The following is a 22,823-nucleotide window of genomic DNA, read 5'->3' as shown; positions in this document are numbered from 1 at the left end:
CGGGCCGACCTTCGCGCAGGGCGGCGGCCTCGGCGCGCCGGCGGACGAAGTGCTGGCGTACTTACGCGACTGAGCGAAGCCCCGCGGAGCGACCGAGACTGTGGCGTGCTGACGCCCGACGGACGACCGGCGGTTCAATCATCTTTTTCAATGATGGTCCGTACTCATCACCATGGAAACCGTAGGGTCTGCCACGGGTCTGACCGACGAGCAACGGGCCATCCGCGACGTGGTCCACGAGTTCGCCGTCGAGGAGATTCGCCCGACCGCCCGCGAGGCCGACGAGACGGAGACGTTCCCCGAGGACGTGTGGGACGGCCTCGCCGAACTCGACCTGACCGGCCTGACCGTCCCCGAGGAGTACGGCGGGTTCGGCGCCGACCGCGCCACCTACGCCATCGTCAACGAGGAGGTCGCCTACGGCCAACTCGCCGTCGCCACCGCGCTCTCGGTGCACTGTCTCGCCACCGAGTGCATCGCCGAGTTCGCTACCGAGGAGCAGAAAGAGACGTGGCTCCCCGAGATGGCCCGCGGCCGGCCGGTCGGCATGTTCGGCCTCTCCGAGCCGGACGCCGGGTCGAACCCCGCGGAGATGTCGACGGTCGCCCGACGAGAGGGCGACGAGTACGTCATCAACGGGAAAAAGCAGTGGATAACGAACGGCCAGCGCGGCGGCGTCTGCATCCTCTTCGCAAAGACCGACCCCGACGACCCCTCGTCGGTCACGCAGTTCCTCGTTCCGAAGGAGGCCGGCTACGAGGTCGGCAAGAAAGAGGAGAAACTCGGTCTCCGCGCGTCCGACACGACGGCGCTCCTCTTCGACGACGTTCGCATCCCGGCCGAAAACCGGCTTACTGAGGAGGGAAAGGGCCTCTCAGCCGCCTTCCGTATCCTGACCGGCGGCCGAATCGGCATCGCCTCGCAGGCCGTGGGACTCGCGCAGGCCGCGCTCGACGACGCCATCGACTACGCGAACGAGCGCGAGCAGTTCGATAAGCCCATCTCGAAGATTCAGGCGGTTCGCCACAAAATCGCCGACATGGGCACGCAGGTCCACGCCTCACGGATGCTCGTGCGCGAGGCCGCCCGCGTCGCTGACGCCGGCGACGACCCGCGGACCGCGGCGTCCATCGCGAAGTACTTCGCCAGCGAGGCCGCGGTCGACGTGACGAACGAGGCCGTGCAGGTCCACGGCGGCTACGGCTACACCACCGATTTCGACGTGGAACGCTACTACCGCGACTCGAAGATTACGACCATCTACGAGGGGACCAGCGAGATTCAAAAAGAGATTATCGCGCGGTCGCTCCTCGACTGAACGGGCGAGCAGGCCGCTTTTTCAGCCAGTCGAGTCGCTCACGGACTCCGGGCGAGCGTCGGGAGTCCTCGCTCGCGGACCACGTCGACGGCGGCGACACCCGCGAGAAGCAGACATCCGACGAGCGTTACCCACGCGCCGGCCGCCGAGACGAACGTCTCGTCCCACAACTGGATGAACCGCAGGACTGCGACAGTCCCGACGACGCCGACGACGAGTTCCGCGCGGCGGGAGCGCCGTCCGGCGAGCGCGGCCACGGAGAGCAGAACGACTGTCGGGAGGAGGACGATGCCGTGGACGAGTTCCAGCCCGCTTCCCATGCCGCCGTAGTAGATGGAGATAACCGGTCCCTCGTGGGCAGGGTCGACCTGTATCCACGGGAGGAAGACGCCGGCCGCGACGACGAGCGACGGGAGGACCGGGGCGAGGCGTTCGCGGAGCGGGAATGCCATACCGAAGGCGATGCCGGTGTTCCGTATAGGCCTTCTCCCGAAGCGTCTTTTCCCCAGGGTACCCTACTGCGGGCAATGACGCTCCCCGACCTCTCGGCGTTCGACGCCGTCGTTTACGACCTCGATGGGACAATCGTCCGACTCCGCGTCGACTGGGACGACGCCGCCAGCGACGCCGCGGCCGTCCTGCGGGACGCCGGCGTCGACGCCGACTCGCTGGACCTCTGGAAGATGCTCGACGCGGCCGACGAGGCGGGCGTCCGCGACGAACTGGAGCAGGAAATCGCGGCGCACGAGCGGGAGGGGGCGTGGGTATCCGACCGCCTCCCGCTCGCGGACCACCTCGCCGATGACGGCGTCCCCTCCGGCGTCTGCTCGCTCAACGCCGAGGACGCCTGCCGGGTCGCGCTCGACGTGCACGACCTTTCGGACCACGTCGACGCCGTCGTCGGCCGCGACACCGTGGCGACGCAGAAGCCCGACCCGGAGCCGTTGCTCACGACGCTCGAACGCATGGCGGTCGAGCCCGACTCAGCCGTGTTCGTCGGTGATTCCGCCCGCGACGAGGTGACCGCCGACCGCGCCGGCGTCGCCTTCAGATACGTCGACGGCAGCCCGTCGGGCGTCTGAGACGAGGCTCAAACGAACCGGAACTCGAAGACGAAGGGCGAACAGGCGGCACGTCCGCTCCGCCGGACGGCGTGCCGCGCTCCCGCGTCTTGCCCGGCGGCGATGCTCAACGCACGGGGGCGCTGGCCGCGGAATGCGTGATAAATCTCCGCACCGGCGCGGGCGTTAAGCCCGCCGAGTCCTACGCTCACCCATGGGATTCCCCGTTTCGTACTACTGTCCGCACTGCGGCGCGGTCGTCGAACTCGAACGCGACGGCTATCTGGCCGACAAGTCGGTGACGCCGTACCCGCTCGAAGGCTGGTCGTACGCCGAACCGACCGACGACTTCGAAGACGCCGAGGGCGTCCGGTTCTCCTGCGGCGAGAGCGACACGCCCGGCCTGTCGTGGACCGGGGACGTGGTCGACGCTGACGACGTGGAGAACCCCTCGCTGGCGTCACCGTGCGGCCGCGAGTTCTACCTCTCGTTCGTCAGATACGAGGACGGCCGCGAGGTCGAGGCGGTTCCCGAGAGCGACTACGTCGTCATCGGCGGGGGAGGGGCGTCCGGTCCGTCGGGCCCGCGAGGTCCGGACGCGGGGCCGCACGGTCCCAGCGGGTTCTGAACTTTCGGCGCGACTCGCGCACCACGAGCGCTCCGAGATGATGTCTTCGCGTCGTGCGAACGCGCGTCCCTCCGTATTCAATAGCTCACGCGTCGACTATCCACCATGGTTCCCATTCAGTCCATGTTCGGCCTCAGCGACGCGCTGTTCTTCGTCCCGTTCGTCGCCCTCGCCGTCGTCATCTTCGCGTTCGCCGGCGCGGTGGTCTACCTCGAACACAGAAAGGAGATGGCGCTCATCGAGCGCGGCCAGTACGACGAAGCCAGCCGCGACTCGCGGGCGTGGATTCTCGGCGGCGGCCTGCTCGTCCTCGCGCTCGGCCTCGGAAGCGTCGTCTCAGCGCTCCTCTCCGGCGGCGCGGTCGGCGACGGCGTGACCGCGGTGTTCGTCGGTCTCGCGGCGCTCGCGTACTATTTCTACAAGCGCCGCGCGGTCGGGACGACCGTCGCCTGAGCCGCGAAAATCGGTCGGGAACTCAGCCCTTGATGTTGCAGACGGGGAACGTCCGCGCGACCTTGTCGCCGATGCCCAACTCGTCGGAGACGCGGACGACCTCGTCCACGTCCTTGTAGACACCCGGTGCCTCCTCGGCGACCGTCGCGCCCGACTGGGCCTTCACGTATATCTTCTCCTGCTCGCGGAGTTCGTCCTGCACTGTCTCGCCCCAGTATTCCTGTTTCGCCTTGGTTCGGCTCATGAGCGGCCCGCGCCGTGGGCCGTCGAGCCGAAGGTGAGGTCGAGCGACTGGTCGCCGCCGCGGAGGACGTAGCTCCCCGCGCCCATGCTGCCGGGGATGATGACCGGCTGGCCCACGTCGGCGTAGGCGGGCGGCAGTTCGGGTCGCCCCGCGGGGAACGCCCGCGTCGCGCCCTTCCGGTGGACGTAGAGTTCGCGCTCCTCGCGCTCGACGGCGTCGCCGTCTCGCACAGGTTGCCCCTCCGGGCCGACCCCGACTTCATGAACCTCCTTCTTGGCGATGTTGTGCGCCACGTCGTACAGCAGGCGCATCTCCATGTCGCGCCAGTCGCGGTCGAACACGTCGACGAACACCTCGCGCGTGCGGTGCATGATGAGCTGTCGGTTCACCCACGCGAAGTTGATGGCGGCGCACATCGCGCCGTAGTACTCCTCCGCGAGCTCGGAGCCGGCGGGCGCGGCCGCGAGTTCCTTGTCCGGCAAGTCGTCGAGCAGGTCCTTGTGTTCCTTCTCGATGCGCCGGAGGTAGTCGGTGCAGGTCTGGTGGCCGAGCCCGCGGGAGCCACAGTGGATGAGGACGACGATTTGGTCGGCTTCGAGGCCGAACGACTCGGCCACGTCCTCGCGGTAGACGTCCGTGACGCGCTGGACTTCGAGGAAGTGGTTCCCGGAGCTGAGACTGCCGATTTGGTTGCGGCCGCGGTCCTTCGCCTTCTGGGAGACGAACTCGGGGCGGGCGTCGTCGCGGAAGCCTTCGTCCTCGCAGTGGGCGAGGTCGTCGTCCGTGGCGTAGCCGGCGTCGACCGCCCACTGCATCCCGCGGGCGAGGATGTCCTCGATAGTCTCGGCGTCGCCCTTGACGACGCCGCCGCCGCCGAGGCCCGAGGGGACGGCCTCGAACAGGGCGTCGACGAGTTCCTCCTCGTGGCCCTGGAGGTCCTCGTAGGTGAGGTTCGTCGTCATCATGCGGACGCCGCAGTTGATGTCGTAGCCGACCGCGCCGGGCGAGATACAGCCGTCTGTGGTGTCGGTCGCGCCGACGCCGCCGACGGGGAAGCCGTAGCCTTGGTGGCCGTCGGGCATGCAGATGGCGTGTTTGGTGATACCCGGCAGGTGCGTCGCGTTCCGCAGCTGTTCGAGCGTCTTGTCGTCGCCGATGTGGTCGAGCAGCGCCTCGGAGGCCAGCACCCGCGCGGGGGCGTTCATCTCGCCCTCCTGCGGAATCTCCCAGACGTGCTCGCGAACCCGTCGCAGTTCGATGTCACCGAACTCGCGCGTTTCCATACCGGGACAATCAACGCGGCGACTCAATAGGATTCCGTCACGCCGCGAGCGTTCGCGGCGCGCCGCGCGACCGTCGGTAACGACGACTCACACGTCGAAGACGACGTACGCCTCCCAGCCGGCGTCGGTTTCCGCCAGTCGCATCTCGGAGTAGGTGACGGCCTTCACGTCGCGGGCGTCCACGTCGGCGAAGGGGACGCCGCGCGCGGACGCCTCGACGACCCACTCGTCGCCCTCCCGCCGGACGGTCGCCTCGTGGGCCGCGGGGAGGACGCCGCGCACGTCGCGCTCGTAGATGAGTTGGTCGAGGTAGTCGAACAACAGCGCCTCGCGGCCCTCCGCGCGGACGGCGAACGAAAAGCGGTCGCCCGTCTCGGCGGGGTCGTCGCACATCGCGGCGGTGAGTCCGTCGGCGACGGCGGCGAAGACGGCACCGAGGCTCTCGCCGTCGGCCTCGACGGCCACGTCGGCGGTGTGGTCGCGGAGCGTGAATCCCATATCCGAGGGAGGGACGCCGCCGACCCTCGTCCTTTCGGTCGGCGACGGGTGCGCGTCTCGACCCCCCGCGTTCGCGCACCGTTCGTGTCGGTGAGCTATCCGGTTCACCGACGGCGACTTCGGTCGGACCTGCAAACGGACGGTGGAGTTATATTCTCGCTCCGGCTACGACGGGACGTGAGCGTCAACGTGGAGATGCGGGTCGACGCCCCCGGCCAGCGCGAGTACGCCGAGGAGGCGTGGGACCTGAAAGAGCGGATTCGGGTCGAGGAGGGGCTCCTGAAACAGCGCCGGGGCTTCTTCATGGACGCCTACCGCCGGTCGAACACGTATCTCCTCTACGAGAACGACGCGCTCGTCGCGTTCGCCTCCACCCGGCGCGACGGCTACATCCTCTTTCTCGCGGTCTCGCCCGACGCCCGCGGCGAGGGCTACGGCAAGCGCCTCGTCGCCGAGGTCGCGAGGGAGCATCCGGTCGTGACCTGTCACGCCCGGACGACGAACACGAACGCCCTCGACTTCTACGAGCGGATGGGTTTCGAGGTCCGCCGCCGCATCGACAACTACTACGAGGACGGCGGGGCCGCCTTCTACCTCAGACTCGGCGAGGAAGCCGGCCTCAGAGAGAAGCTCTCGGAGTTCCTCCGCCGGTAACCGACCGACATCGGCGCATTCGACACAAATTCGAGAGCCGTGAGGCCGCAGTCACCCTCATTGCGTGTATCCTTAATTTTTATTCACTTCCTAGTATATATGGTTGATATGTACATCGGAGTACTCACCGTCCCGCTCGGAGACGAACCCCTCGACGACGCGCTCGACTATCTGTCCGGTATCGGCGTCGACGGCGTCGAACTCGCCGTCGGCGGCTGGCCCGGCGAGGACCACGTCGACCGAAGCGCCGTCCTCGCGGACGACGACGCGCAGGCCGACCTCCTCGATTCGGTCGAGAGCCGAGACCTGCAAATCAGCGCGCTCGCGACGCACAACAACCCGCTACACCCCGTCGAGGAGACGGCCGCTGAGGCCGACACCGAACTCCGCGAGGCCATCGAACTCGCGGACGCCCTCGACGTGAACACCGTCACCTGTTTCTCGGGGCTCCCCGCCGGTGGCCCGAACGACGAGGTACCGAACTGGATTACCGCGCCGTGGCCGACCGAGCACGCCGACGCCCACGACTACCAGTGGGAGGTCGCCGTCGACTACTGGTCCGAGCTCGCCGCGTTCGCCGACGACCACGGCGTCGACATCGCCATCGAGATGCACCCGAACATGCTCGTCTACGAACCGACGGGCATGCTGAAACTCCGCGAGGCGACGAACGAGCGCATCGGCGCGAACTTCGACCCCTCGCACCTCTACTGGCAGGACATCTCCATCACCGACGCGATTCGGTTCCTTGGCGAGGAGGACGCCATCCACCACTTCCACGCGAAGGACACGAAAGTGTACGAGTCCGAGTCCCGCATCAAGGGCGTCCTCGACACGACCTCCTACGCGGACACCGCCGACCGCTCGTGGCTGTTCCGCTCTATCGGCTACGGCCACGACGAGGGCCACTGGAAGGACGTGGTCTCGACGCTCCGGATGGTCGGCTACGAGGGCGCGCTCTCCATCGAACACGAAGACGCGCTCACGTCGTCCAAGGAAGGGCTCGAAAAGGCCGTCGACGTGCTCTCGCGCGCCGTCTTCGAGACCCAACCCGGCGAAGCCTACTGGGCGGAGTAATCCATGACTGACAAACTCTCCGTCGGCGTCCTCGGCTACCGCTTCAGGCCCACCTTTTTCCGGTTCGGGGCCGCTCCGCGACCCGCCCACCGCAAAAATCTGGACCAAAAAATGCCGCGAGACTCGGCCTCCGGCCTCGCTCGCGGTACTGCATCGGTCACGGAGGTCGCACAATGACTGAACCACTCTCAGTCGGTGTCCTTGGCTACCGATTCATGGGGAAGGCGCACTCCAACGCGCTCGCCCGCCTGCCGATGTTCTTCCCCGACGCGCCCGACGTGGAGCGCTCCGTCATCGTCGGCCGCAACGAGGAGGCGCTCGCCGACGCCGCCGACCGCTTCGGCTTCGAATCGACCGCGACCGACTGGCGCGACGTGGTCGACGACGTGGACGTGTTCTACAACCTCGGCCCGAACCACCTCCACGCCGAACCGTCCATCGCCGCGCTCGAAGCCGGTGCCAGCGTCTTCTGCGAGAAGCCGCTCGCGCCGACGCTCGACCGGGCCGAGGCGATGCGCGACGCCGCCCGCGCGGCCGACGGCGTCGCCGGCTGTGCGTTCAACTACCGCTTCGTCCCCGCGATTCGGTACGCGAAGGGACTCATCGAGGACGGGGAACTCGGCGAGATTCGACACGTCCGCGGGCGCTACCTGCAGGACTGGCTCGTCGACCCCGAAGCGCCGTGGTCGTGGCGGAACGACGCGGAACTCGCCGGCTCCGGCGCGCTCGGCGACCTCGGCGCGCACACGGTCGACCTCGCGCGCTTCCTCGTCCGCGACGCCGCGGGCGACATCGAACGCATCTCCGGTCACCTCCAGACGTTCGTCGACGAGCGGCCCGTCCCCGGCGGGGACGAGTACAAGCCCGTGACCGTCGACGACGCCTACACCGCGCAGGCCGAGTTCGGAAACGGTGCGGTCGGGAACTTCGAGGCCTCGCGCTTCGCCGACGGCCACAAGAACGACCACACCATCGAGATTCACGGCTCCGAGGGGAGCCTGCAGTTCTCGCTCGAACGCCTCAACGAACTGGAGATCAAAACCGGCGACGCCCGCGGCTACGAGACGGTGCTCGTCACCGACGAGGACGACCCCTACCTCGACCACTGGTGGCCGCCGGGCCACGTCCTCGGGTGGGAACACACCTTCGTCCACGAGAACTACGAGTTCCTGTCGGCGGTCGCCGAGGGCGGCGAGTTCTCCCCCTCGTTCGAGGACGCCTACGAGGTCCAGGAGGTACTCGACGCCATCGAGCGCTCCGACGAGACCGGCGAGTGGGTTAGCCTCGGCTGACAGCGTCGAAGCGACGAAAACCGAACGGACCGCGGGCGGGTCGCCGCCCGCTCAGAACTCGATGACGCCCTCGTCGGTGATGACCTCGTCGATGAGGTCGACCGGCGTGGCGTCGTAGGCGGGGTTCTCCAGTTCGATGCCCTCGACGGGTTCGAGCATGACCTCGCTGGGCGAGCGAATCTCGTTTTCGAAGCGGAAGCCGCCGTCGACGACCTTCGCGCTCGAGCCGACGACCGTGACCGGCACGCCGACCTCGTTGGCGGCGGCGACGAGCGGGAACGTCCCGATGCGGTTGTAGAGCGTCTCCTCGACGATGCAGTCCATGCCGATGATGACGCGGTCGCACTTCGGGAGGAACATCCCCGACGCGCCGTCGACCATCAGGTGCGGTTCGACCTCGTCGATGGCGGCGAGTTCGCGCGCGAACTTCCGGCCGAGGAAGCGCGGGCGGGCCTCCGTCACGTAGGCGGTGAGCTCCGCGCCGTCGGCGACGGCGAGTTCGACGGCCTCCATGACCGTCGAGGAGTAGTCGTGGGTGAGGAACGTCTGGCCGTCCTCGATGGTCGCGGCCGCCTCCTGGGCCGCGCGGCGCTTGCCCGTCTCGACGGTCTCGACCACGCGGTCGATGGTAGCGAGAGTGAGTTCCCGCGCCTCGTCGAGGTCGTCGACCTCGCCTTGGACGCTGTGAAGCACGTCCTGCAGGGCGTTGTACAACGACGCGTGCGACGGGTTCGCCCGCTTGAGCGCGCCGACGTTGCGTTCGAGGTCGCGTTCGAACTCCTCGACGGTCGCGTAGTTGCGCTCGGTCAGCTCCGCGAGCGCCCGCGTGGCCTTGACGGCGACGACCGAGGAGCTGTGCGTCTGCATCTCGCGAATCTCCTCGATGGTCTCGTCTATCATACGAGAACGTCGCCGTATCGTGTGAAAGAGTTTCCGGGAGCGAGCGCCGCCGCGGTCGCGGACGCGGACCTCGGACGGGGCTCTACTCGGCTCAGTTCTCCGCGTCGATGTCGGTGTCTAACTCCGCTTCGGGGGGCGTCCCGCCGTCGCCCGCGTTGGTCCGCTTGGCGTAGATGAACAGGGCGACGGCGGTCACGAACCAGATGACTGCGCCGACCCGAATCGCGAACTCGGCGCGCGCGCCCCACGTCTGGAGTCCGGCGTTCACGGAGAGGACCGCGACGATGGGCGACCCGACGAGAATCGTCGTGACGAAGGTCATCTGCATGACCCACCCGTAATCGACGCCGTCCGGATTCGAGCGCTCGACTGGTTGCACGTGTGGCACTATCACGGCGGCGGCTAATGCGTGCCGGTTCGCGCTCGCGACGTGCCTCCGACGGCCCGGTGCGGCTCGTCGCTCAGCAGGCGGCGCTTTTGGCGGTCGGCTCGGTCGGAACCTCGTAGTCGACGAGGACGCTCGACGACCCGTCCTCGTGTTCGATGACGACCCGGTAGCGCTGTCCCGCCTCACAGATGGGCTTCAGCGCGCTGTCGGTGCCGGCACCGTCTATGTGGGCGTACTCGCCCGCGGGACCGACCGTCTCGCCGCCGGTCCACACGTCCTCCCACGCGATGCGGTTGTTGGCGTCGTCGACGACGAACACCTGACTGCCGTCTTCGATGCTACCGAACTCGTGGGTGATGTTGATGTACGCGCCGTTCGCGCCGTTGCCCGGCCCGGACGGGTGGTAGTCCACGTCGAACGACACCTGCGGTTGGGGCTCGGAGAGCACGTCTTCGAACCCCATCACCATCACGCCGACCATCGCGGCGAGGAGGACGACGATGACGACGAGGAGCGAGACGCCGACGACCGGCGAGATGCCGCGGGCCGAGCGGCGTCCGGAGGGGGACAAAGCGGGCATGCGTCGTTCGCACGGGCGCGTTCCCCGGAGTAAAGTGTTACTTCGGGGGCGGGTCGGGAAACCCGGGCGCGCCGGCCGACCCTCCGGCGGTGCTCGGGGGCTGGCTGATAAGGCTGATAACCCGGACGCGCGAACGGCACGCATGGTCACGGTACGGTCCATTCGGGCGAAGGCTGGTAGCGAGCCCATCACGATGCTCACGGCGTACGACGCGCCGACCGCGAGCGTCGTCGACGAGGCGGGTATCGACATCATCCTCGTCGGGGACAGTATGGGCAACACGGCGCTCGGCTACGACTCGACGCTCCCGGTGACCGTCGAGGACGTGGTGAGCAGAACCGCCGCGGTGGCGCGCGCGACTGACGACGCCCTCGTCGTCGCCGACATGCCGTTTCTCTCTGTCGGCGTGGACGAGGCGTCGAGCGTCGAACACTGCGGCCGGATGCTCAAGGAGGCGGACGCCGACGCGGTCAAACTGGAGTGCGGCCCCCACACCGTCGAGTTGACCGAACACCTCGTCCGACTCGGCATCCCTGTGATGGCCCATCTCGGTCTGACCCCCCAGCGCGTCAAGGAGGTTGGCTACGGCAGGCAGGGGACGGACCGCGACGACGCACAGGAGATTCTCGACCTCGCGAAGGGCCACGCCGACGCGGGCGCGTTCTCGCTCGTCCTCGAACACGTCCCGGCGAACCTCGCAAAACAGGTCACAGAGGCCATCGACATCCCGACTATCGGCATCGGCGCGGGCCCCGACTGCGACGGGCAGGTGCTCGTCGTCGACGACGTGGTCGGGATGAGCGACCGCACGCCGCCCTTCGCGGCCCAGTTCGGTGACGTGAAATCGGAGATGGAGAAGGCGGTCGGCGCGTACAGGGACGCCGTCGAGGCCGGCGAGTTCCCGGCCGACGAACACAGCCACGTCGAAGACGACCTCGACGAACTGTACTGAGGGCGCTCGTCTCCGACATCCGCGCTCGCACCCGGTCTCGACGACTTACGCGACGCGTCGGTCGAGGAACGTTTTCACGGCCTCGTTGAACGCCGCCGGCCGTTCGAGCATCGCGAGATGCGCGGCGTCCTCGACGGTTCCGAGTTCGCAGTCGGGCATCGTCTCCGCGAGGTACTCGTGGTACGAAAGCGGCGTGAGGCGGTCGTACTCGCCGACGAGCGCGAGCGTCGGAACCGAAATACTCCCGAGTTCGTCGCGAACGTCGAAGGTGTGACACGACAAGAAATCGCGGCGGGTGACGGCCTGTCCGGCGTCGTACATCGCTTCCTTGGAGCCCTCGACGAGTCGCTCGTCGTCGGTGTGGAACAGTTTGTCCTCGCCGTGGAGAAAGGAGACGGCGCGGTCGAAGTCGTCGTCGAGCCAGTTCAGCAGGTCCGAGAGCACGGCGAGTTTCGCGCCCGTGCCCGCGAGAACCAGCGCGTCGAGGTCGAGGTCGCGTTCGAGCGCGAGTGTCAGGACGACCGCGCCGCCGAGCGAGTTGCCGACGAGGATGCTCGCGCCCGTCTCCTCGGCCACGGCGACCACGTCGTCGACGTAGGCCGACAGCGTCTCGTAGCCGTCGGCGGCCGTCACGTCGTCGCTGTCGCCGTGGCCGCTCAGGTCGAGCGCGGCGACCGGGTAGTCGCTCGCGAGGCGGAACTGTCCGCGCCAGACACCGTGCGCGCCGCCGCTCCCGTGAACGCAGAGGAGCGTCGGCCCCTCGCCTCCCGCGTCGCGGTATCGATAGGCTGTCTCCCGTCCGTGGTGGTCCACCGAGGCCGTCTCCATGACTCGAAACTGGTCGCCGAGAGCCAATAAACCCCCACGCCGGCACCGAGTTTCGGCGGTCGGCCGCTTCGGGTCCCCGTGAGACCGACTGCCGTGGCCACTAGTTTGACGTTACCCCGACGCGAATAGCACGGTGAGGCGTGACGACTGTGAACCGCAATTCAACCGAAATGCGGCATATCGGTGTCGTCACCCGATTCATCGGAGAAAGATTTATATATTCAAAACGCTAACTTTAGGTTAGACTTACCATGAGCATGCAACAGTTCGCCGGCGGGAACGAGCGGTTCATTCGCCGGTACGAATACGAAGACTGCTGGGTCATCGCGGTCGACGTGGGCCTCTCGGAAGACGAGGTCGACGTGGACATCGTCGGGTCGACGGCCATCGTCGTGGCCGACCTCGGCGACCGCGTGACCGAGACGGAGTTCGAACTCCCCGCCGGCGGCGACGCCGACGTAGCGGTTCGAAACGGCGTGCTCACCATCACCCTCACCAAGTAAATGAAACTCATCGTCAAACCCCTCAAACAGAAGGACGCCGGTCGCGGACTCGCCGCCATCGACCGAGCCGCGGCCGCGGAACTCGACCTCGAAGGCGGAGATTTCATCCGCATCGACGGTCCGAACGACGGGACCGCCATCGCCCGCGTCTGGCCCGGGTACCCCGAAGACCAGGGAACGGGTATCATCCGCATCGACGGTCGCCTCCGACAGCAGGCCGGCGTCGGCATCGACGAGCGCGTGGACGTGGAGAAAGCCGACGTGAAGCCCGCAAAGCGCGTCACTATCGCGCTCCCGCAGAACCTCCGCATCGGCGGTAACATCGGGACGTACATCCGCGACAAGCTCTCCGGCCAGCCGGTCGCACAGGGCCAGAGCGTCCAGCTTCCGCTCGGCTTCGGCTTCATGAGCGCGTCGAACCAGTCGGTCCCCATCAAAATCGCGTCGACGGACCCGGACGGCACCGTCGTCGTCACCGACAACACCGAGTTCCAGGTGAGCCAGAAGCCCGCAGAGCAGATTAAAGACTCCGCGCCGGGCGACGACGGCGGTCCCTCCGTCACCTACGAGGACATCGGTGGCCTCGACAAGGAGCTCGAACAGGTCCGGGAGATGATCGAACTCCCGATGCGCCACCCCGAGCTGTTCAAGCGCCTCGGCATCGAGCCGCCAAAGGGCGTGCTCCTCCACGGCCCGCCGGGGACGGGGAAGACCCTCATCGCGAAGGCCGTCGCCAACGAAATCGACGCCTCGTTCCACACCATCTCCGGCCCGGAGATCATGTCGAAGTACTACGGTGAGTCCGAAGAGCAGCTCCGCGAAATCTTCGAGGAGGCCACGGAGAACTCGCCCGCCATCGTCTTCATCGACGAGATAGACTCCATCGCGCCCAAGCGCAGCGAGGCCGGCGGTGACGTGGAACGGCGCGTCGTCGCTCAGTTGCTGTCGCTCATGGACGGGCTCGACGAGCGCGGCGAGGTCGTCGTCATCGGCGCGACCAACCGCGTGGACGCCATCGACAACGCGCTCCGCCGCGGCGGGCGCTTCGACCGCGAAATCGAAATCGGCGTGCCGGACCGCGACGGCCGCAAGGAGATCATGCAGGTCCACACGCGGAACATGCCGCTGACCGACGACGTGGACCTCGACGCCTACGCCGACAGCACCCACGGCTTCGTCGGGGCCGACCTCGAATCGCTGGCCAAGGAGTCGGCGATGCACGCCCTGCGGCGCATCCGGCCGCAGCTCGACCTCGACGCCGAGGAGATAGATGCCGAGGTGCTCGAAGGCCTCAGAGTCACGGAAGACGACTTCAGACAGGCGCTCAAGAGCATCGAGCCCTCGGCGCTCCGCGAGGTGTTCGTCGAAGTCCCCGACGTGACGTGGGAGGACGTGGGCGGACTCGAATCCACCAAGGAACGCCTTCGCGAGACCATCCAGTGGCCCCTCGAATACCCCGAGGTGTTCCAGCAGATGGACATGGACGCCGCTAAGGGTGTTCTGATGTACGGTCCGCCGGGCACGGGGAAGACCCTGCTGGCGAAGGCCGTCGCCAACGAGGCGGAGTCGAACTTCATCTCCATCAAGGGCCCCGAACTCCTGAACAAGTTCGTCGGCGAGTCGGAAAAGGGCGTCCGCGAGGTGTTCAAGAAGGCCCGCGAGAACGCCCCGACGGTGGTGTTCTTCGACGAAATCGACTCCATCGCGACCGAGCGCGGCCGCGACTCGTCGAGTTCGGGCGTCACCGAGCGCGTCGTCTCCCAACTGCTCACCGAGCTCGACGGGCTCGAAGCGCTCGAAGACGTGGTCGTCATCGCGACGACCAACCGGCCGGACCTCATCGACTCGGCGCTCCTGCGCCCCGGCCGCCTCGACCGCCACGTCCACGTGCCCGTGCCTGACGAGGACGCCCGCCGCGCCATCCTCGACGTGCACACCCGCGAAAAGCCGCTCGCGGATGATGTCGACCTCGATAAAATCGCGTCGAAGACCGACGGCTACGTCGGTGCCGACCTCGAAGCGCTCGCCCGCGAGGCGTCGATGAACGCCTCCCGCGAGTTCATCCGGAGCGTCGAAAAGGAGGACATCGGCGAGAGCGTCGGGAACGTTCGCGTGACGATGGAACACTTCGAGAACGCCCTCGACGAAATCGGCGCGAGCGTCACCGAGACGTGCGCCGCCGCTACGAGGAGATCGAAGAGCGCTTCCAGAAGAGCGAGGTCGAACGCGACCGCGAGACCGAAGTCGGTCGCACCTTCCAGTAAGCGCCTCGTAACGCCCCTTCAGACGTATTTTTCGAACGCGTCCCAGCCACCGAGCGGCGGCGACTGTTCGCCCACCATCCGCCCGACTCAGAGGCGCGACCGTCACGTTCATATCACTCCCATCTGCTACGTAGTGGTACGCAGTTCTCGGGATACGGAATAATCAACGAGTTCTACGTTTATTTCACCGGAAATGCGGTGTGTCTCCCGTCGTTTGTAAAGAATGTACTCGGTCGGTAGTTGTCAGTTCGTCCGGGCGGGAGACCGGGCGGTCCGGCGGAGCGGCGGAGCGGTCGCCCGGTCGAGACGGAGCCTCCCTCAGCCGTCGAGTTCGTCGAGGTCCGCGAGGATTTCGTCGGCGTGGCCGTCGGGCGAGACGCCCTCGTAGACCCGTTCGATGGTCCCGTCGGGGCCGACGAGATACGAGTTGCGGAAGACGCCGTCGAACGTCTTGCCGAACATGTTCTTCTCGCCGTAGGAGCCGTACGCCGACGAGACGCTGCCGTCTTCGTCCGACAGGAGCGTGAACGGGAGGTCGTACTTCTCGGCGAACGAGTCGAGGTCCGAGACGGGGTCGTCGCTGATGCCGAGGACCGCTGCGTCGCGGTCTTCGAACTCGTCCCACGAGTCGCGGAAGCCGCAGGCCTCGGTGGTACACCCCGGCGTGTCGGCGCGCGGGTAAAAGTAGACCACCACGTGTTCGCCGCGGAAGTCGGACAGCGAGACGAGATCGCCGCGCTGGTCGGGGAGTTCGAAGTCGGGGGCGTCGTCGCCAATTTCGAGCATAGCCACCAGTTCTGGCGGCGGGCAGAAGGATCTTTCTCAGTCGAGTTTCTCGGCCGCGCCGCGTTCGACCAGCGGGTCGGCGTTGGCCGCCGGGAGCGTCACCACGTCCTCGGTGGCGAGGTCGTATTCGCGCTCGTCGACGCCGAGGATGGTCCCCACGTCGGCGGTGATGCGCACTGTCTCGCGCTCGTCGCCGAGGCCGGAAAGCGGGTCGTCGGCGGACGGTTCAACCGTGTCGGTATCGCCCGCTGACGGAGCCGCGGTCTCTGGGTCTGGTTCGTCCGGTGGAACCGCGGGACCGGAGTCTGAGGGGCCGGAATCAGTCGACACCGCGGCCGCCTCGGTGGCTGGTCGGTCTGTCCCCGTCTGGGTCCTCGACTCCGCGTCCGAGGCGTCATCGCCGGTTCCGCCACCCATCGCGTCCGCGAGCACGTCGCCCGCGGCCGAGTCGTCGGTTCCGGTGCCGGTCGGTGCGGTCTCCGGGTCGGGTTCGTCCGGCGGAATCGCGGGTCCGGAATCGTCAACTGCGTCCGGGGGCGACGTCGCGGGCGTCGATTCGACACCGGGAGCGCCGGCGTCCGGTTCCGCGGTCGTCACGTCGGTCGCGGCAACGGCGTCCCGCGGGGAGTCTGCGGCCGACACGTCTTCGAGCGCGGAGAGCACCGTGCCGCGGTTCTCCTCGATGCGGGCGACGAGGTCGTCGAACAGCCGCTTTTCCTCGTGGGTCAACCCGTCCGTCTCGGAGGACATCCCCGCGGCCGCGAAGCTCGCGGCCTTGACGACCTTGCCGACGCGGCGCTCGTAGATGGAGGTGACGACCTCCTCAGCGGTCTCGATTTCGTCCGTGAGTCGCCGAATCTCAGGCGAGTAGTGGGTGCCGAGCTGTTCGGCCTTCTCCTCGCGTTTCGCCTTCTGCTCGGCGATGAACTCCGCGACGTCCTCGTAGAACGACTCGCGGAGGTGCTGTAAGCTGTCTTTCTGTCGCTCCGTCCGAAGCACGCTCCTGAGGTCGTCTACGTTCATTCTGTCACCTTCTCGGCTCGACCGCGAGTCATGAGAAACACGCCGAGGCTCTCGTCTACTGACTGCACGCCGGAGTCGAGTGTAAAGCTATCGCCGTCGAACTCGACCGCGCCGGGGTCGGTCACTTTTACGGCGATGTCGCGGCCGCGGAAGCGGTCCGGGACCGCATCGGACAGGGGGTCGAAGTCGTCGATTTCGTCGCGGTCGAGTGGTTCGACGACGAGCCCCGACCCGCCGTGGAGGCTCTTTGGGAGCCGAATCAGTCGCTTCGTGTCGGTCGTCACCGGTTCGTCTATCGGCGAGGTTTCGTCCTCGACGGTCTCGTGGGCGAGCGCCTCCACCAGCGTTCGGACGCCGGGGCCGCCGGCCTCGACGTTGCCCTCGCGGACTGCATCGGGGTTGTTGCGGAACGCGCCGAGAATCGTCTTCGCGCGCCCGTCGCCGATGCCGTCGAGTTCCTTCAGCCGCGAGAGCGCGGCGTCTTCTTCCATCTCCAACAGCGCGTCCACGAACTCGAGGAGTCGCTGGTGCGTCCGTCGGCCCCATCCGCCTTCGGCCCGGAGGACCCGCTGGGTCGTCGTCCCGTGCTGTCGCGTCTCGATGAGCGCGTCGAAGTCGAGGTCGATGGCGCGGATGTAGTCGACTACCTCGCGGCGGGCCTCGCTGTCGAGGCCGCGGACCGACTCGTCGCGCACGTGGACGTGATAGCCGCGCCCGCCGGAGAACACCGCCTGCATCTCCTCGAAGTCGAAGTCGTCTTCGAGGAGGTTGAGGAGGTCGAGGAGCGCCTCTTTTCCGGCGTCGAGCATGTCGGCGTAGCCCGTCGTTTCAGGGTCGATACCGGGGAGGTGGTCCGCGTCGATGTCGAAGACGAGGTCCGCCTCGCGCCAGCCCTTGTCGTCCATCGAGGCCGCGCCGGGGTCCGAAAACCGGGCCGACGAGAAGTAGACGTGCCGGGGCGCGCTCCGGGCGAGGTAGTCCGAGAGGTCGCCGAGGTCGAGAAGCGACTGGTGGCGGTGCATCCGCGTGCCGCCGGCCGACCACGGGATGACGCCCCACTCACGTTCGCCCGGGGCGGGCGGGAGCGGAACGTCGGTGCTCCGGTAGTAATCGCCGAAGCGACCTTCGAGGTACTCGCGAGTGCGCCCGTCCATACACCTCGGGTTCCGGAGGCGTGGGTAAAGCGATTACGTCTCCGCGCGTCCGTGGTCGTTTCTCTCACCACCGTGGTGTGCGTATGCTTATCATTATCGTTTGTGTATGCACCCGTGTGACCGACATGGAGTACACCTACCTCGGCGACACCGGCCTCGAAGTCTCGCGGCTCTGTCTGGGCTGTATGAACTTCGGCTCCAGCGCGGAGTGGATGATGAACGACAGGCAGGCGAGCCTCGACCTCCTCGACAGCGCGCTCGACGCCGGCATCAACTTCCTCGACACGGCGAACGCCTACTCCCGCGGGGAGTCGGAAGAAATCGTCGGCGAGGCCATCGCCGAGCGCGACCGGGAAGAACTCGCCATCGCGACGAAGGTCTACTTCCCGATGGGCGACGGGCCGAACAAGTCCGGGCTCTCGCGCAAGCACATCATCGACCAGGCGCACGCGAGCCTCGACCGCCTCGGCACGGACTACATCGACCTCTATCAGATTCACCGCTGGGACGAGGGCGTCCCCATCGAGGAGACGCTTTCGGCGCTCGACTACCTCGTCGAGGAGGGCCTCGTCCGCTACGTCGGCGCGTCCACGATGACCTCGTACCAGTTCACGCGGGCGCTGTACACCGCCGACGTGGAGAACCTCGAACGCTTCGCTTGCATGCAACCGGAGTACAACGCGGTCGACCGCCACGAGGAGGCGAATCTGCTTCCGGTCTGTGAGGGCGAGGGTATTGGCGTCATCCCGTGGTCGCCGCTCGCGGGCGGCTTCCTCACGGGCAAGTACGAACGCGACGCCGAGGTGCCCGCTGACACGCGCGCGGACTCGGACGAGTACACGTCGAACCGCTTCACCGACGAGAACTGGGCCGTCCTCGACGCGATTCGGTCGCTCGCCGAGGAGAAAGACGCCACCCCCGCGCAGGTGTCGCTCGCGTGGCTCCTCCACAAGCCCGTCGTCGACGCGCCCATCATCGGCCCGCGCCGACTCGACCACCTCGAAGAGAACGTCGGCGCGCTCGACGTGGACCTGAGCGACGACGACGTCGAACGAATCGAGGCTCCGAAGACGCCGAGGTGGCCCGCACCGGGTAAAGACTAAACGTCGGCGAGTCCAAACTACACAAACAATAGTTATAATTTATCGGAGCCACCGTAGTTACAGATTCTCGACTGATTGAATTTCGGACTGCCGGGAATATTGACAAGTAATTTACTACAACACCGGTAGTGGCCAGCACCAAAACTATAAATAATCACTAATTGTAGAATACAGACTGTAATGGTTGATGCTGACTCACGCAAGGGCAAGCGTACTGGCGTCTCTCGACGCAGTTTTGTGAAAGCGGCCGGCGCATCGGGTGTCGCCGTCGGACTGGCCGGGTGCATTAGTACAGGCGGCGGTGACGACAACGGCGGTAACGGCGGGACGGACACCGACACCGACACGCCGATTAACACCGAAGAATCGACCGAGGAGATCACGCTGCAGTGGGCCGCAGACACCCGCGTCGCGGAGGCCGAAGAGGAAGTCGTGCAGGCGCTTCGGGACGCAGGCCTCCCGGAGAACATCGACATCGACATCCTCGCCGGGTCGCAGGTGACGGACAACCGGCAGGCGCAGTACCAGCAGTGGCTCTCCGGCGGTCGCTCGGAGCCGACGCTGCTCATGATGGACAGCGGGTGGACGATTCCGTTCATCGCGCGTAACCAACTGCAGAACCTCTCGCAGTCGCTCCCGGAGGAGCTGACCTCCACCATCGAAGAGGAGTACTTCGAGGCCAGCGTCTCGACGGCGAAGGGGTCGAACGGCGACCTCTACGGCCAGCCGCTGTTCCCCGACTTCCCGACGGTCCAGTACCGAAAGGACCTGCTCCGGAACGCGGGCTACACCGACGAGGACTTCTCGACGTGGGCGACCGAGTCGATGTCGTGGGAGGACTTCTCGCGCGTCACGAAGGAGGCGCTCGACGCCAACCCCGACATCGAGAACGGCTTCACGTTCCAGGCGAACGTCTACGAGGGCCTGTCGTGCTGTGACTTCAACGAGTTCATGACCTCGTACGGCGGCGCGTACTTCGGCGGCCGCGAGAACCTGTTCGGCCCCATCGGCGACCGCCCCATCACGGTCGAAGAGGAGCCGGTCATCAACGCGATTCGGATGGTCCGGACGCTCATCCACGGCGAGGACGACGAGTACGCCCTCGACGGTATCACGGGCGGCATCTCGCCCGAGGCGGTCCTCCAGTGGACCGAGGACCCGTCCCGACAGCCCTTCACGACGGGCAACGCGGTCATGCACCGCAACTGGCCGTACTCCATCGTCATCAACGGCGCGGAGCCGTCGGAAGAAAACGATCAGACCGGCTTCGGCGAGGACCTCGGCGTCATGCCGATTCCGTACGGCGTCACCGCCGACGAGGCCAAGTACGAGGGTACCGGCGGCCCCGTCGCCGCCCTCGGTGGCTGGCACATGACGATGAACCCCAACTCCTCGGACGCACAGAAGCAGGCCGCAGTGCAGGTGCTTCGGACGATGCAAACCGAGCAGTTCCAGCTCGACATGTTCCGCATCATCGGCTGGATTCCGCCGCGCCCGTCGCTGCTCGAATCCGACCAGGCCGCCGAGGTGCCAATCATCGGCCGCTACCTCGACGCTCTGAAGGTCGCCGGCGAGAACGCAATTCCGCGCCCGGTCACCGTCGTCTGGCCGCAGCAGTCCGGCCGCATCTCCCAAGAGGTCAACGCCGCGTTCGCCCAGGAGAAATCCCCCGAACAGGCGATGTCCGACCTCGCATCACAGCTCGAACAGATCGAGCAGAACGCGTAGAGCAACGTCTTTACCGAGACGTAACCAATACACACGTTATCATTTGACATGGCTACCGAACAACAATCAGGGGAGACATTTTCCGACACCCAGCGGAGCGGCCCGTACGCGTCGGCCGTCAATTGGATGGAGTCGCTTTCCGAGACGCAGTTCGCGTACCTGCTCCTGACGCCCGCGCTCGTCCTCTTAGGGGTAATCGCCGTCTACCCGCTGGTCTCGACGTTCAGCATGTCGCTGTTCGCCGACCGGCTGACGGGGACCGCGCGACTCGGCGAGTTCGTCGGACTGCAGAACTACGTGGACCTGTTCACCGGCGCGCGCAACTACGCGCTCCCGTCGCAGTTCCTCCCGACGTTCTCCTCGGAGTTCCCCTTCGTCACGAACATCTACTCCAGCGCGCTCGCGGTGACGCTCATCTTCACCGTGTTCAGCGTGCTGTTCGAAACGCTCATCGGCTTCGGTCAGGCGCTCATCCTCGACCAGGACTTCCGCGGTCGGCGGTGGGTCCGCGTCGCCATCATCATCCCGTGGGCCGTGCCCATCGTCATCCAGGGGATGATCTGGTACCTGATGTTCCAGCCGAACATCGGCTTTCTCGTCGGGACGAGCGAGAACCCGGCGCTGTTGAACCAACTCGGGCTCATCGGCACGACGCCGCTTCGGAACACCGCGGACGCGTTGTTCCTCATCATCGTGGCCGACGTGTGGAAGACCTCAGCGTTCATGGCGCTTCTCATCCTCGCGGGGATGCAGAGCATCGACCGGTCGCTGTACGACGTGGCGAAGGTCGCCGGCGCGTCGCGCTGGCAGCAGTTCAAGCTCATCACCTTCCCGCTCATCCTGCCGACGGTGCTCGTAGCGATGCTGTTCCGCACCATCGACGCGATGCGCGTCTACGGCATCATCCAGACCATGGCCGGCTGTCAGACGGTCCCGTCGCTGTCGTGTCTCGTCGTCACGACGTTCAACACGCCGCTGTACGGGACCTCGGCGACCGTGGCGTTCGTCACCGCGGGCATCATCGCCGTCGTGGTCTCGGTGTACATCGTGAACTTCGCCAGCGAGGGTCTCTGATATGTCCAACGAAACTCAGGGAGCCGGTATCGGCTCCGACGACGCCGACATGAAGCGCGGGCCGCTCGGCCGCTGGGTCGACTCGGCCATCAAGAACCCCGACAAGGTCTACCGCGCGATGTTCTACGTCGCGATGCTGTTCTTCCTCGTCACGACGCTGTTCCCGTTCTACTGGCTGCTCGTGCTGGCGCTGACGCCGAACAACCTCATCGCCAACATGGGGCTCGTTCCGAAGGGGTTCAACCCCGAGGTGTTCATCGCGATGTTCGACCGTGTGCCGTTCCACCTGTACATGTTCAACAGCTTCGTGCTGGGCATCACGACCACCGTGCTCGTGTTGCTCATCGCCAGCCTCGCGGGGTACGTCTTCGGTCGCCTCCGCTTCCCCGGGAAGGGCGTGCTGATGCTCGGCATCCTCGCCATCAGCTACTTCCCGCCGGCGGCGTTCCTCATCCCGCTTTTCGAGCTGTTCACCGGGAACACCGCGATTAGCATCGGGATGGTGACGATATCGACGCCGGACCTGTTCAACACGCCGGCACCGATGGTGTTCCCGTTCAGCGCGCTGTTCCTCCCGCTGTCGATATTCATCCTCACGACCTTCTACGGGCAGATTCCCGACGGGTTGGAGGATGCGGCACGGGTTGAGGGGACGACCCGGCTAGGCGCGCTGTTCCGCGTCATCGTGCCGCTTTCGGCACCCGGCGTGGCGACCGCGGGCGTCCTCACGTTCATCAGCGTCTACAACGAGTTCTTCTTCTCGTTCCTGATGAACAACGGCGAGGCCGACTCGTGGGCGCCTATCGTCGCGGGTATCCTGAAGTATCAGGGGCAGTTCGACACCCCGTACAACCTGATGGCCGCCGCCTCCATCGTGGGAGTCTTACCCGTGGCCATCCTTGTCATCATCGCACAGGAACGCATCGTGAGTGGACTGACTGCAGGAGCGCTGAAGGAGTAACCATGGGAGACGTAACACTCGAACACGTAAGCAAGCACTACGACGACGTAACGGCGGTCGACGACATGAAC

The 22,823-nt window shown here is 66.5% G+C and carries 22 protein-coding genes and 2 pseudogenes; 14 read left to right on the top strand and 10 right to left on the bottom strand.

Annotation, left to right across the window (positions count from 1 at the left end; translation table 11 throughout):
- The first annotated feature begins 172 nt into the window (after positions 1-172).
- Positions 173-1,318 (top strand): acyl-CoA dehydrogenase family protein, encoded by a 1,146-nt coding sequence (locus NKF06_RS12585; protein ID WP_058828330.1) that lies wholly within the window; start codon positions 173-175, stop codon positions 1,316-1,318.
- A gap of 38 nt (positions 1,319-1,356) precedes the next feature.
- Here NKF06_RS12585 and NKF06_RS12580 read toward each other — a convergent pair whose 3' ends face one another.
- Positions 1,357-1,770, bottom strand: a complete 414-nt coding sequence (locus tag NKF06_RS12580) for a hypothetical protein (RefSeq protein ID WP_058828331.1) — start codon at positions 1,768-1,770, stop codon at positions 1,357-1,359.
- Positions 1,771-1,845: 75 nt separating this feature from the next.
- On the opposite strand from NKF06_RS12580, the gene NKF06_RS12575 reads away from it, so the two are divergent.
- The 3 genes from NKF06_RS12575 (at position 1,846) to NKF06_RS12565 (ending at position 3,460) form a co-directional block, all read left to right on the top strand.
- A complete protein-coding gene (locus NKF06_RS12575; RefSeq protein ID WP_253245578.1) occupies positions 1,846-2,400 on the top strand; it encodes an HAD hydrolase-like protein in 555 nt (184 codons plus the stop codon).
- 193 nt (positions 2,401-2,593) lie between these two features.
- The gene (locus NKF06_RS12570; RefSeq protein ID WP_253245577.1) at positions 2,594-3,007 is read left to right on the top strand and encodes a hypothetical protein; all 414 of its coding nucleotides are present in this window, start codon (positions 2,594-2,596) and stop codon (positions 3,005-3,007) included.
- A 105-nt stretch (positions 3,008-3,112) separates the two neighbouring features.
- Positions 3,113-3,460: a DUF6249 domain-containing protein gene (locus tag NKF06_RS12565; protein ID WP_058828334.1), complete on the top strand. Its 348-nt coding sequence runs from the start codon at positions 3,113-3,115 to the stop codon at positions 3,458-3,460.
- A 22-nt stretch (positions 3,461-3,482) separates the two neighbouring features.
- Here NKF06_RS12565 and NKF06_RS12560 read toward each other — a convergent pair.
- Together NKF06_RS12560 and NKF06_RS12555 are read right to left on the bottom strand one after the other, a co-directional pair.
- Positions 3,483-4,987: pseudogene (locus tag NKF06_RS12560) on the bottom strand (RtcB family protein).
- An 87-nt stretch (positions 4,988-5,074) separates the two neighbouring features.
- The gene (locus tag NKF06_RS12555; RefSeq protein WP_253245576.1) at positions 5,075-5,485 is read right to left on the bottom strand and encodes an archease; all 411 of its coding nucleotides are present in this window, start codon (positions 5,483-5,485) and stop codon (positions 5,075-5,077) included.
- 177 nt (positions 5,486-5,662) lie between these two features.
- On the opposite strand from NKF06_RS12555, the gene NKF06_RS12550 reads away from it, so the two are divergent.
- From NKF06_RS12550 to NKF06_RS12540, 3 genes are all read left to right on the top strand, one after another.
- Positions 5,663-6,139, top strand: a complete 477-nt coding sequence (locus tag NKF06_RS12550; protein WP_004969418.1) for an N-acetyltransferase — start codon at positions 5,663-5,665, stop codon at positions 6,137-6,139.
- Positions 6,140-6,247: 108 nt separating this feature from the next.
- Positions 6,248-7,216 (top strand): sugar phosphate isomerase/epimerase, encoded by a 969-nt coding sequence (locus tag NKF06_RS12545; protein ID WP_058828337.1) that lies wholly within the window; start codon positions 6,248-6,250, stop codon positions 7,214-7,216.
- Positions 7,217-7,389: 173 nt separating this feature from the next.
- The gene (locus tag NKF06_RS12540; protein WP_253245575.1) at positions 7,390-8,508 is read left to right on the top strand and encodes a Gfo/Idh/MocA family oxidoreductase; all 1,119 of its coding nucleotides are present in this window, start codon (positions 7,390-7,392) and stop codon (positions 8,506-8,508) included.
- Positions 8,509-8,559: 51 nt separating this feature from the next.
- On the opposite strand, the gene NKF06_RS12535 is transcribed toward NKF06_RS12540, so the two are convergent.
- The 3 genes from NKF06_RS12535 to NKF06_RS12525 all read right to left on the bottom strand — a co-directional run bounded on the left by NKF06_RS12535 (position 8,560) and on the right by NKF06_RS12525 (position 10,376).
- The gene (locus NKF06_RS12535) at positions 8,560-9,408 is read right to left on the bottom strand and encodes a translation initiation factor eIF-2B (protein WP_058828339.1); all 849 of its coding nucleotides are present in this window, start codon (positions 9,406-9,408) and stop codon (positions 8,560-8,562) included.
- 91 nt (positions 9,409-9,499) lie between these two features.
- A complete protein-coding gene (locus tag NKF06_RS12530; RefSeq protein ID WP_058828390.1) occupies positions 9,500-9,736 on the bottom strand; it encodes a DUF5822 domain-containing protein in 237 nt (78 codons plus the stop codon).
- 133 nt (positions 9,737-9,869) lie between these two features.
- Positions 9,870-10,376 (bottom strand): type IV pilin, encoded by a 507-nt coding sequence (locus NKF06_RS12525; RefSeq protein ID WP_253245574.1) that lies wholly within the window; start codon positions 10,374-10,376, stop codon positions 9,870-9,872.
- Positions 10,377-10,518: 142 nt separating this feature from the next.
- On the opposite strand from NKF06_RS12525, the gene panB reads away from it, so the two are divergent.
- The gene (gene panB / locus NKF06_RS12520; RefSeq protein WP_058828341.1) at positions 10,519-11,328 is read left to right on the top strand and encodes a 3-methyl-2-oxobutanoate hydroxymethyltransferase; all 810 of its coding nucleotides are present in this window, start codon (positions 10,519-10,521) and stop codon (positions 11,326-11,328) included.
- 45 nt (positions 11,329-11,373) lie between these two features.
- Here the strand turns inward: panB and NKF06_RS12515 are convergent, their stop codons facing one another.
- Entirely contained in the window at positions 11,374-12,156 is a 783-nt protein-coding gene (locus NKF06_RS12515; RefSeq protein ID WP_253245573.1) for an alpha/beta hydrolase, read from the bottom strand.
- A 251-nt stretch (positions 12,157-12,407) separates the two neighbouring features.
- Between NKF06_RS12515 and NKF06_RS12510 the strand changes: the two genes are divergently transcribed.
- Positions 12,408-12,659, top strand: a complete 252-nt coding sequence (locus tag NKF06_RS12510; protein WP_253245572.1) for an Hsp20/alpha crystallin family protein — start codon at positions 12,408-12,410, stop codon at positions 12,657-12,659.
- Positions 12,660-14,923 (top strand): annotated as a pseudogene (locus NKF06_RS12505) (CDC48 family AAA ATPase). It begins immediately after the preceding gene.
- 318 nt (positions 14,924-15,241) lie between these two features.
- On the opposite strand, the gene bcp reads toward NKF06_RS12505, so the two are convergent.
- Genes bcp through priS form a run of 3 tightly spaced genes read right to left on the bottom strand, consistent with a single transcriptional unit; the run spans position 15,242 to position 17,886 of the window.
- On the bottom strand, positions 15,242-15,709 hold the full coding sequence (gene bcp / locus NKF06_RS12500) for a thioredoxin-dependent thiol peroxidase (RefSeq protein WP_253245571.1): 468 nt from the start codon (positions 15,707-15,709) through the stop codon (positions 15,242-15,244).
- Between the two features lie 36 nt (positions 15,710-15,745).
- Positions 15,746-16,732: a DNA replication protein gene (locus NKF06_RS12495; RefSeq protein WP_253245570.1), complete on the bottom strand. Its 987-nt coding sequence runs from the start codon at positions 16,730-16,732 to the stop codon at positions 15,746-15,748.
- On the bottom strand, positions 16,729-17,886 hold the full coding sequence (priS, locus tag NKF06_RS12490) for a DNA primase small subunit PriS (RefSeq protein ID WP_253245569.1): 1,158 nt from the start codon (positions 17,884-17,886) through the stop codon (positions 16,729-16,731). The genes NKF06_RS12495 and priS overlap by 4 nt, the downstream gene beginning before the upstream one ends.
- 125 nt (positions 17,887-18,011) lie before the next feature.
- On the opposite strand from priS, the gene NKF06_RS12485 reads away from it, so the two are divergent.
- The 4 genes from NKF06_RS12485 (at position 18,012) to NKF06_RS12470 (ending at position 22,752) form a co-directional block, all read left to right on the top strand.
- Entirely contained in the window at positions 18,012-18,989 is a 978-nt protein-coding gene (locus NKF06_RS12485; protein ID WP_082677752.1) for an aldo/keto reductase, read from the top strand.
- A gap of 237 nt (positions 18,990-19,226) precedes the next feature.
- Positions 19,227-20,717, top strand: a complete 1,491-nt coding sequence (locus NKF06_RS12480) for an extracellular solute-binding protein (protein ID WP_058828348.1) — start codon at positions 19,227-19,229, stop codon at positions 20,715-20,717.
- 126 nt (positions 20,718-20,843) lie between these two features.
- Positions 20,844-21,791, top strand: a complete 948-nt coding sequence (locus tag NKF06_RS12475) for a sugar ABC transporter permease (protein WP_008095088.1) — start codon at positions 20,844-20,846, stop codon at positions 21,789-21,791.
- A 1-nt stretch (position 21,792) separates the two neighbouring features.
- A complete protein-coding gene (locus tag NKF06_RS12470; RefSeq protein WP_253245568.1) occupies positions 21,793-22,752 on the top strand; it encodes a carbohydrate ABC transporter permease in 960 nt (319 codons plus the stop codon).
- Positions 22,753-22,823: the final 71 nt, after the last annotated feature.

The organism is Haloferax sp. AB510 (genome assembly GCF_024136985.1).
Classification (GTDB): domain Archaea; phylum Halobacteriota; class Halobacteria; order Halobacteriales; family Haloferacaceae; genus Haloferax.
The sequence above is the reverse complement of the archived record's forward strand: the minus strand, read 5'-3'. Positions and strand labels throughout refer to the sequence as shown.

Bases quoted from the DNA above. Each gene is read 5' to 3' on its own strand.
- NKF06_RS12515 (WP_253245573.1), bottom strand. From the start codon at position 12,156: ATGGAGACGGCCTCGGTGGACCACCACGGACGGGAGACAGCCTATCGA.
- NKF06_RS12510 (WP_253245572.1), top strand. From the start codon at position 12,408: ATGAGCATGCAACAGTTCGCCGGCGGGAACGAGCGGTTCATTCGCCGG.
- NKF06_RS12545 (WP_058828337.1), top strand. From the start codon at position 6,248: ATGTACATCGGAGTACTCACCGTCCCGCTCGGAGACGAACCCCTCGAC.
- NKF06_RS12575 (WP_253245578.1), top strand. From the start codon at position 1,846: ATGACGCTCCCCGACCTCTCGGCGTTCGACGCCGTCGTTTACGACCTC.
- NKF06_RS12485 (WP_082677752.1), top strand. From the start codon at position 18,012: ATGGAGTACACCTACCTCGGCGACACCGGCCTCGAAGTCTCGCGGCTC.
- NKF06_RS12580 (WP_058828331.1), bottom strand. From the start codon at position 1,770: ATGGCATTCCCGCTCCGCGAACGCCTCGCCCCGGTCCTCCCGTCGCTC.
- NKF06_RS12470 (WP_253245568.1), top strand. From the start codon at position 21,793: ATGTCCAACGAAACTCAGGGAGCCGGTATCGGCTCCGACGACGCCGAC.
- NKF06_RS12525 (WP_253245574.1), bottom strand. From the start codon at position 10,376: ATGCCCGCTTTGTCCCCCTCCGGACGCCGCTCGGCCCGCGGCATCTCG.
- NKF06_RS12585 (WP_058828330.1), top strand. From the start codon at position 173: ATGGAAACCGTAGGGTCTGCCACGGGTCTGACCGACGAGCAACGGGCC.
- NKF06_RS12530 (WP_058828390.1), bottom strand. From the start codon at position 9,736: ATGCAGATGACCTTCGTCACGACGATTCTCGTCGGGTCGCCCATCGTC.
- NKF06_RS12565 (WP_058828334.1), top strand. From the start codon at position 3,113: ATGGTTCCCATTCAGTCCATGTTCGGCCTCAGCGACGCGCTGTTCTTC.
- NKF06_RS12475 (WP_008095088.1), top strand. From the start codon at position 20,844: ATGGAGTCGCTTTCCGAGACGCAGTTCGCGTACCTGCTCCTGACGCCC.
- NKF06_RS12570 (WP_253245577.1), top strand. From the start codon at position 2,594: ATGGGATTCCCCGTTTCGTACTACTGTCCGCACTGCGGCGCGGTCGTC.
- NKF06_RS12555 (WP_253245576.1), bottom strand. From the start codon at position 5,485: ATGGGATTCACGCTCCGCGACCACACCGCCGACGTGGCCGTCGAGGCC.
- NKF06_RS12540 (WP_253245575.1), top strand. From the start codon at position 7,390: ATGACTGAACCACTCTCAGTCGGTGTCCTTGGCTACCGATTCATGGGG.
- bcp (WP_253245571.1), bottom strand. From the start codon at position 15,709: ATGCTCGAAATTGGCGACGACGCCCCCGACTTCGAACTCCCCGACCAG.
- NKF06_RS12535 (WP_058828339.1), bottom strand. From the start codon at position 9,408: ATGATAGACGAGACCATCGAGGAGATTCGCGAGATGCAGACGCACAGC.
- panB (WP_058828341.1), top strand. From the start codon at position 10,519: ATGGTCACGGTACGGTCCATTCGGGCGAAGGCTGGTAGCGAGCCCATC.
- priS (WP_253245569.1), bottom strand. From the start codon at position 17,886: ATGGACGGGCGCACTCGCGAGTACCTCGAAGGTCGCTTCGGCGATTAC.
- NKF06_RS12495 (WP_253245570.1), bottom strand. From the start codon at position 16,732: ATGAACGTAGACGACCTCAGGAGCGTGCTTCGGACGGAGCGACAGAAA.